Source organism: Pseudomonas sp. C2B4 (assembly GCF_013359695.1).
Taxonomy (GTDB): Bacteria; Pseudomonadota; Gammaproteobacteria; order Pseudomonadales; family Pseudomonadaceae; genus Aquipseudomonas.
In genome coordinates this window covers 85,955-93,552 of sequence record NZ_JABFMU010000003.1, presented here as the reverse complement: position 1 = coordinate 93,552, position 7,598 = coordinate 85,955, and the positions used below count along the sequence as shown (strand labels likewise).

At 56.4% G+C, this 7,598-nt stretch carries 8 protein-coding genes; 4 read left to right on the top strand and 4 right to left on the bottom strand.

Annotated elements, in window-relative coordinates; genetic code table 11:
• Positions 1–407: hypothetical protein (locus HNQ83_RS03525; protein ID WP_256668845.1), on the bottom strand; the 407-nt coding region annotated here is incomplete at its 3' end.
• Between the two features lie 375 nt (positions 408–782).
• Between HNQ83_RS03525 and HNQ83_RS03520 the strand changes: the two genes are divergently transcribed.
• Positions 783–2,852, top strand: coding sequence for an AsmA family protein (locus HNQ83_RS03520; protein WP_175387693.1), 2,070 nt, complete (start codon positions 783–785; stop codon positions 2,850–2,852).
• Between the two features lie 80 nt (positions 2,853–2,932).
• Here the strand turns inward: HNQ83_RS03520 and HNQ83_RS03515 are convergent, their stop codons facing one another.
• The 3 genes from HNQ83_RS03515 to HNQ83_RS03505 all read right to left on the bottom strand — a co-directional run bounded on the left by HNQ83_RS03515 (position 2,933) and on the right by HNQ83_RS03505 (position 5,525).
• Positions 2,933–3,595: a hypothetical protein gene (locus HNQ83_RS03515; RefSeq protein WP_175387692.1), complete on the bottom strand. Its 663-nt coding sequence runs from the start codon at positions 3,593–3,595 to the stop codon at positions 2,933–2,935.
• An 83-nt stretch (positions 3,596–3,678) separates the two neighbouring features.
• Positions 3,679–4,455 (bottom strand): hypothetical protein, encoded by a 777-nt coding sequence (locus HNQ83_RS03510; protein ID WP_175387691.1) that lies wholly within the window; start codon positions 4,453–4,455, stop codon positions 3,679–3,681.
• Between the two features lie 131 nt (positions 4,456–4,586).
• Positions 4,587–5,525, bottom strand: a complete 939-nt coding sequence (locus HNQ83_RS03505; RefSeq protein ID WP_256668844.1) for a LysR substrate-binding domain-containing protein — start codon at positions 5,523–5,525, stop codon at positions 4,587–4,589.
• Positions 5,526–5,634: 109 nt separating this feature from the next.
• Here HNQ83_RS03505 and HNQ83_RS03500 point away from each other — a divergent pair, with 109 nt between their 5' ends.
• From HNQ83_RS03500 to HNQ83_RS03490, 3 genes are all read left to right on the top strand, one after another.
• Entirely contained in the window at positions 5,635–6,273 is a 639-nt protein-coding gene (locus HNQ83_RS03500; protein ID WP_175387689.1) for an FMN-dependent NADH-azoreductase, read from the top strand.
• Positions 6,274–6,579, top strand: a complete 306-nt coding sequence (locus HNQ83_RS03495; protein ID WP_175387688.1) for a multidrug efflux SMR transporter — start codon at positions 6,274–6,276, stop codon at positions 6,577–6,579.
• Positions 6,580–6,697: 118 nt separating this feature from the next.
• Positions 6,698–7,588 (top strand): triacylglycerol lipase, encoded by an 891-nt coding sequence (locus tag HNQ83_RS03490; RefSeq protein ID WP_175387687.1) that lies wholly within the window; start codon positions 6,698–6,700, stop codon positions 7,586–7,588.
• The last annotated feature ends 10 nt before the right edge of the window (positions 7,589–7,598 follow it).

The window sequence follows — 7,598 nt, the reverse complement described above, 5'->3', positions numbered from 1 at the left end:
GCAACGGTTTGACCTGGAGTGCGATCGGAGCCGTCAGCGGCAACGGTTTGACCTGGAGTGCGATCGGAGCCGTCAGCGGCAACGGTTTGACCTGGGGTGCGATCCGAACCGTCAGCGGCAACGGTTTGACCCGGGGTGCGATCGGAGCCGTCAGCGGCAACGGTTTGACCTGGGGTGCGATCCGAACCGTCAGCAGCAACAGTTTGACCTTGTTTGGTCTGATCGTAGCCATCTTCAGTGATCAGGCCTTTTTCTTTCAGGCGGTCATTACCACCTTCGGCCACGGTTTGGCTGAACACCGAATGGCTGTCTTTTACTTGCGGAGTAGCCTGGTCAGCGGCCGGCAGTGCGAAAGCAGTGCTGGCCAACATAGAGAGAGTAAGGCTGAGCAGTAATTGGCGTTTCATGTTCGGGTGCTCCGTAGGAGGGCAATAAATTGGGTACGAGTGCAATGCTACTCTCGATAAGTCGATATAAAAGTTCATAAACGCAATGTTAATAATCAACGGAATTGATTGTTCTCTGCAGGCCTTGTAAACCGGGCCTTTGCGCTGCACTGAGGTGGGTATTTTCGACTCACTTGTGTCGCACAAAAGTGCGGGGCGGTAACGGTAGATGAGCGAAAAGGTCAGCGCTCGACCGTTCGAGTGCGCCAAAATCGGCTTTTCGATTAAACCTGCGAGCCGTTTTCCAGTCGTAGATTCAATAGCGGGCCGGTTCCGGCCCTGCGTTTCTCATGGGTGTCGCGGTCGGGCGCTCAGTCGTATCAGGAGCCCTGTGCAATGACGCGCACTCGTAAAATTCTCGCCTGGACTGTCAGCAGCCTTGTTGTCCTGCTGGTTGTGTTGGTACTGATCATCGTGTTCTTCGATTGGAACCGGATCAAACCATCGCTTAATGCCAAGGTCTCCGAAGAGCTGCACCGTCCGTTTGCTATCAATGGCAACCTGTCGGTGGTCTGGCGGCGCGAGCTGGATGAGGGTGGTTGGCGGGCTTGGGTGCCGTGGCCGCATGTGGTGGCCGAAGACTTGAGCCTGGGCAACCCGGATTGGTCAAAGACGCCACAGATGGCCAGCCTCAAGCGTGTCGAGCTGCGCATTTCTCCCTTGGCCTTGTTGGCGCAACGCGTGGTCATCCCGCGCATCGACCTCACCGAGCCCAATGCCGGGTTGCAGCGCCTGGCCGACGGTCGTGCCAACTGGACCTTCACGTTCGACCCGAAGGATCCGAATGCCGAACCTTCACCGTGGGTGGTGGATATCGGCGCGATTGGCTTCGATAAAAGCCACGTCACCCTGGATGACCAGCACCTTAAAACGCAACTCGACGTATTGATTGATCCGTTGGGTAAACCTATTCCGTTCAGCGAGATCGTCGGCGATAAAGCCGCGAAAACTGCGCAAGAGAAGGGTGGGGCACCGCAGGACTACGCGTTTGGCTTGAAAGTCAAAGGCCAGTACCACGGCCAGAAACTGGCAGGCCAAGGCAAGATCGGTGGACTACTGGCCTTGCAGGATGCAGCCCGGCCATTTCCGCTGCAGGCTCAAGCGCAGATCGCCGACACCAGCGTCGAACTGGCCGGCACCCTGACGGATCCGATGAACCTCGGCGCCCTGGACCTGCGCCTGAAACTGGCCGGCAACAGCCTGGGCAATCTCTACCCGCTGACCGGCGTAACCCTGCCGGACACGCCGCCCTATGCCACCGACGGTCACCTGATCGCCAAGCTGCATGAGCCGGGAGGCGCGGTGTTTCACTATGAATCATTCAACGGCAAGATCGGCGCCAGCGACATCCATGGCAACTTGAGCTACGTCGCCAGCCAGCCGCGGCCGAAACTCAGCGGGTCATTGCTTTCCAATCAATTGCTGTTTGTCGACCTGGCCCCGTTGATCGGCGCTGACTCCAATGCCAAGCAAAAGGCCCGTGGCGGCGAGAGCAAGCAGCCGGCGGACAAGGTGCTGCCGGTCGAAGAGTTCAAGACCGAACGCTGGCGCGCGATGGACGCCGATGTCGAGTTCACCGGCAAACGCATCGTTCACAGCGAAAGATTGCCGTTCAACGATCTTTACACGCACCTGGTGCTCACCGATGGCGTGCTCAGCCTCGAACCGCTGCGCTTTGGCGTGGCGGGCGGCAAGCTGGATGCGCAGATTCGCCTGAACGGTCGCACAGAACCTTTGGAAGGCAACGCAAAACTGACCGCGCGGGGCTTCAAGCTTAAACAGTTGTTCCCGACCTTCGAGCCGATGAAAACCAGTTTCGGTGAACTCAATGGCGATGCCGACATCACGGGGCGCGGCAACTCGGTGGCCAGATTGCTGGGCAGCGCCAACGGCAACCTGAAAATGCTGATCAACGACGGGGCGATCAGTCGCGAATTGATGGAGCTGGCCGGGTTGAACGTCGGCAATTACGTGGTGGGCAAGATCTTTGGCGACAAGGAAGTGAAGATCAACTGCGCGGCTGCCGATTTCGGCATCAAGAGTGGTCTGGCGACCACGCGATTGTTCGTCTTCGATACCGAAAACGCGATCATCTATGTCGATGGCACGGCAAACATGGCAACCGAGCAACTGGACCTGACCATTACTCCGGAATCCAAAGGCTGGCGTTTGATTTCGCTGCGTTCGCCGCTGTACGTGCGGGGCAAGTTCATCAAGCCCGATGCCGGGGTGAAAGCTGTGCCGTTGATGTTGCGTGGGGCCGGGATGGTTGCATTGGGTGTGATTGCCGCGCCAGCGGCGGGATTGCTGGCGTTGGTGGCTCCCAGCGGCGGTGAGCCGAATCAGTGTGCGCCGTTGCTGGAGCAGATGAAGGCGGGCAAAGCGCCGAAGACGGTGAAGAACTGAAGGCCTGCGGCTGCCTCACATTGAAATTAAGGCAATGAATCGCGCCGCAGGGACATTCGCAAAGCAGAGTGCGTCAAATTCTAAGTATTGATGTGAAACAGGTGGGTTTGACATGTACTGCCGAGTTTGCTGAGAACCCTTTCTCTGATTTTGACGTATTTGTCTTCAAGTAAGCTAGCTGTCCACAAATTGGTTTTAACCTCGCCTACAATAAGCTGTTCTGAAATAACATGCTCAAGAAAGGTGATGTCTAGGGCGCGAGTTGTCTTGAGTAATACCTGCAGTGATAAAATCTTTTTATTTTCACAGACTATAGTCAGCAGAGTGTTCATGGTGAACGTGCCATCGTCATCATCGATGGGGGTATTTTGGCTCTGGAGCCTGTTTGTCAATGCCTTGCGTGCGTGAGAGTCATCGGGAAGCTGGGCGATAGCTGATAGCGATGTGCTAAGTTGCTGCAGTTGCTCTCTTTGTAAGATGTCAGTTAGTGCGGTGGAGGAAATATCTAACAGGCTTGCCGGCTTTTTTTTATGGAGACTTATCTTGATGTTGTTCAGGGCCCAATAAGTCCTACCCATTGCGTTTGTGTATGTCGAGAGCCAAGCGTCAGGCATTTCGTCTGCTAGCAATTGCCCTAGCAGGCTGGAATGCAAGATGTCCTCCTTGAACTGCGCTGAATGTGTTCCCAGGAAAAGCGTGATGTTACCGTTGAGAATGTAGAGGTCTGATATTAATGGTTTCATGGGGGCTCAATCAATTGTGAATTCTGACTTGAACCGAGATCATAGGTTTCTATAGATCTCGGTGGGTTGTTGACGGTAAGTAATTACTGGTAACCAGGGATGCTGTCGAGGAAGTCGTCAGCGGCATTGCCTAGTAATTGGAGGACTTTGTTGCGAACCAAGCCATAAACCTTTGTATTAAGATAAACCGGGGTCGCCTCCGATTTTACCGTGGTTGATCTTGTTGTCGACTTCCACCAAAGAATACCGCGAGAACTTTCCCTGATATCTACACTTGTGCAGCTAAGAATCATCATCGGACTGCCTTCCCGAGTTTGCCAGGCCGGCGAGATATCAAATGTCGCCTCATAGCCTTTTGAGGCATTACGATCGTAGATCTTGATCAGGCCGTCTTCACTCTTCACGCCTTCGACTGCTTTTCCGGTTAGCGCCGCCAATCGGGGGGCGTTTGTACCTACCAGACTTTGAAGTATGTCAAAGGCGACTGCGTCCATGGTCAGTCCGGTTTTTTGGATTATTTTGTTTTGGGAGTGGATCTGGTTAATTGTCCATCCAAGTTTGAATAAGCCATCAGTGTATTCTTTGTACCACTGATGCAGTTCCTTAACTTTATCGTATTTCTGTGATGCATAGTTTTGCATCAGCAGTTTGCAATTATCTACGTCTTCGCGGTTTTGTACGGATACGCCGGGTAAGTAAATGTTCATCATATCTGGACCGACTGTGCCACTTTCCTTGTCAGGGTCAATTGGCACTTGCGTATTTTTGGCGGTCGGCAACTCGGCGGAAAAGGCTCTTGTGGTTGGAGTCTTTAGGGGAGGCAGGCTATCCAGAAATTCCAATCGTTCTTCAATGTGCATGTCTAAGTCCTTTATTTGATTTTGCAGACGTCATGTCTGTTTTTTTAATATAAAGGAGTGGTTCTTTTTATCTAGGTCGTGTTTGTAACTGTATGCTGGTTTAGGTTTTGTTCAAGTTTTTGGTTTGGCAATCAATCCCGTTTCTTAGTTGTGTGAACTGGATTCTTGTTAATCTTTGAGGAAACTTCTTCAGTCAGCCAGGTGAAAAACGCCCGAACCGGTGGATGTCGCTCCCGTCCAGGCGCGCACAATGCGCTGTAACCCGCGCCATCCACCTGCACATCGCCCCGATAAGGCTGCAGCAAACCACTGGCGACGCTCTCGGACACCAGAATATTGCTTGCCAGCACCAGGCCTTGCCCGGCAATCGCCGCCTGCAGGGCGTAATGTTCTTCATCGTATTCGCGCACGGCTGGCTGGCCGGTCAGCCAGTTCTCGCCGGACTGTGCACACCAGGCTTCCCAGCCGTGGGCATAGAGTTTGGAGTTGTGCCAACGCACGCTGATCAGCGTCGGGGTGCGATTGGCGGCCAACGCCACTTGTTCCGGTGAGCCATAGACACCGAAGGTTTCGTCGAACAGGCACAGGCCGTACAGGTTCGGATACTCGTCGAGACTGTAGCGCACCACCAAATCGACACTGGCGTCCTGATGCAGATCGATGACCTCGCAATGGGTATCCAGACGCAGATTGATGTTCGGATGTCGGGCATAGAAGCGACCCAGGCGCGGCACCAGCCACAGGGCGGCGAAGGCAGCGGTGGTGGAGATTGTCAGGCTGGTGCCGCTGCGTTGCGGGCGCAGGGTGTCGACGCTTTGCGCCACTTCCAGAAACGCGCCGTGCAGGCTGTGGAACAGGCGTTCGCCACAGTCGGTCAGGCGCACCTGGCGTGGCAGACGCTCAAACAACGGCACGCCAAGCCAGGTTTCCAGCGAGCGGATCTGATGGGAGACCGCAGTTGGGGTGACCGACAGCTCTTCGGCGGCCGCCTTGAAGCTCAGCAGGCGCGAGGCGGATTCGAAGGCGCGCAGTGCGGTCAGGGGCAACGAGGCAAACATTGAAGACTCCATGAATGAAATGAATTCATCCGGACTGATTTTTGCTCAGTTGAATAGGGGCAGCTGCGAGCTTCAAGCTCAAAGCCACAAGCAGTTTGAGTTTAGTCCCAAGGAGATTCAGATGAGTACAATTCTTGCAGTTCATGCCAGTCCACGCGGTGAACGTTCGCACTCCCGGCGTTTGGCCGAAGTGTTTCTTTCGGCCTTTCAGGCACGTCATCCAAACACGCGCCTGACCCGCCGTGAGGTCGGACGGGCGCTGATCCCACCAGTCAACGAAGCCTTCGTGGCGGCCGCTTTCTACCCTGAACCCGATGCCCGGCCATTGTCGATGCAAGCCGATCTCGCGTTCAGCGATGAACTGGTCGGCGAGTTGCTGGGCCACGATTTGCTGGTGATCTCCACGCCGATGCACAACTTCAGCGTACCCAGCGGTTTGAAGGCCTGGATCGATCAGATCGTGCGACTCGGGCTGACGTTCAATCACACGCTGGATAACGGTGTGGCCCAATACGAGCCGCTGGTGCAGGGCAAAAAAGCGCTGATTGTCACCAGTCGCGGCGGATTTGGTTTTGGGCCGGGAGGCGAATTGGAAGCCATGAACCATGCCGATCCCTTGCTGCGAACGGCGTTGGGCTTTATCGGTATTACCGATGTCACGGTGGTCGCCGCCGAGGGTGAAGAATCCGAGGCGCGCACCTTCGCCGTCTCAGCCGCCGAGGCCGAACAGCGCTTGCTCGCGCTGGCCAGGGAGTTCTAGATGGCCTGGCTGTTTTTGCTGATCGCCGCCGGGTTCGAAGTCACCTTCGCCATGGGCATGAAGTACGCCGAGGGCTTCACCCGGCCCTGGCCCTCGCTGATCACTGTGGTGGCCGCGATGGGCGGGGTGTACTTCCTGACGCTCGCCATGCGCGAGTTGCCGGTGAGCATCGCCTACCCGATCTGGACCGCCATCGGGTCGCTGGGCACGGTATTTCTCGGGTTCGCGCTGCTGGGCGAAAGCCTGAGCGCGGTCAAGTTAGTGTCGGTGGGGCTGATCGTGGCGGGGGTGGCCGGGCTGAAATAGGCGCGCACGTGAATGGATGTCATAGACTGGTCGTCGAGTTGTCATGTTCGCTGAAGATGCTTGGCGGATGTCTTGCATTTCGCCTTGCTTCACCCCTCGATCACAAGGATGTCCGCTCATGTCGCAAGGTTCGGCCACGCGTTATCCGCTGGTGCTGGTCCCGGGAATGCTCGGGTTTGTCCGGCTGCTGCTCTATCCCTACTGGTACGGGATCATTTCGGCACTGCGCAAGGGCGGTGCGGTGGTGTTTGCGGTGCAAGTGTCACCGCTCAATTCCAACGAAGTGCGCGGTGAGCAGCTGCTGGCGCAAATCGAGGAGATTCTGCGCGAAACCGGGGCCGAGAAAGTCAACCTGATCGGTCACAGCCAGGGTTCGCTGACGGCCCGCTACGCTGCGGCCAAACGACCGGATCGGGTGGCGTCGGTGACGTCGGTGGCGGGGCCGAATCATGGCTCGGAGTTGGCGGATTACCTGCATACACATTATCCCCATGACAGCGTTCGGGGCCGACTGCTGAGCTTCCTGGTGCGTCTGACAGGCGCGTTGATGAGCTTGCTGGAAACCGGGTATCGCGGACCGAAACTGCCGGTGGACATCCACGCGTCCCACCATTCACTCACCACGGAAGGCGTGGCGCTGTTCAATCAACGTTATCCACAGGGGCTGCCTGAGACCTGGGGCGGGCAGGGGCCGGAAGAGGTGAATAGCGTGCGGTATTACTCCTGGTCCGGCACTTTGCAGCGGGGCAAGACTGACCGCGGGCGCAACCTGCTTGATGGCACCAACCGTACTTGCCGGCTGTTCGCCAAAACCTTTGTACGCGAGGCCGGGCATTGCGACGGGATGGTCGGACGCTACAGCTCGCATTTGGGGACGGTGATTGGCGATGAGTATCCGCTGGACCACTTTGACATCGTCAATCAGTCGCTGGGATTGGTGGGGAAGGGGGCGGAGCCGATTCGATTGTTTGTCGAGCATGCGGCGCGATTGACGGCGGCAGGGCTCTAAACCGAGTCAT

Bases quoted from the DNA above. Each gene is read 5' to 3' on its own strand.
- HNQ83_RS03520 (WP_175387693.1), top strand. From the start codon at position 783: ATGACGCGCACTCGTAAAATTCTCGCCTGGACTGTCAGCAGCCTTGTT.
- HNQ83_RS03515 (WP_175387692.1), bottom strand. From the start codon at position 3,595: ATGAAACCATTAATATCAGACCTCTACATTCTCAACGGTAACATCACG.
- HNQ83_RS03510 (WP_175387691.1), bottom strand. From the start codon at position 4,455: ATGCACATTGAAGAACGATTGGAATTTCTGGATAGCCTGCCTCCCCTA.
- HNQ83_RS03505 (WP_256668844.1), bottom strand. From the start codon at position 5,525: ATGGAGTCTTCAATGTTTGCCTCGTTGCCCCTGACCGCACTGCGCGCC.
- HNQ83_RS03500 (WP_175387689.1), top strand. From the start codon at position 5,635: ATGAGTACAATTCTTGCAGTTCATGCCAGTCCACGCGGTGAACGTTCG.
- HNQ83_RS03495 (WP_175387688.1), top strand. From the start codon at position 6,274: ATGGCCTGGCTGTTTTTGCTGATCGCCGCCGGGTTCGAAGTCACCTTC.
- HNQ83_RS03490 (WP_175387687.1), top strand. From the start codon at position 6,698: ATGTCGCAAGGTTCGGCCACGCGTTATCCGCTGGTGCTGGTCCCGGGA.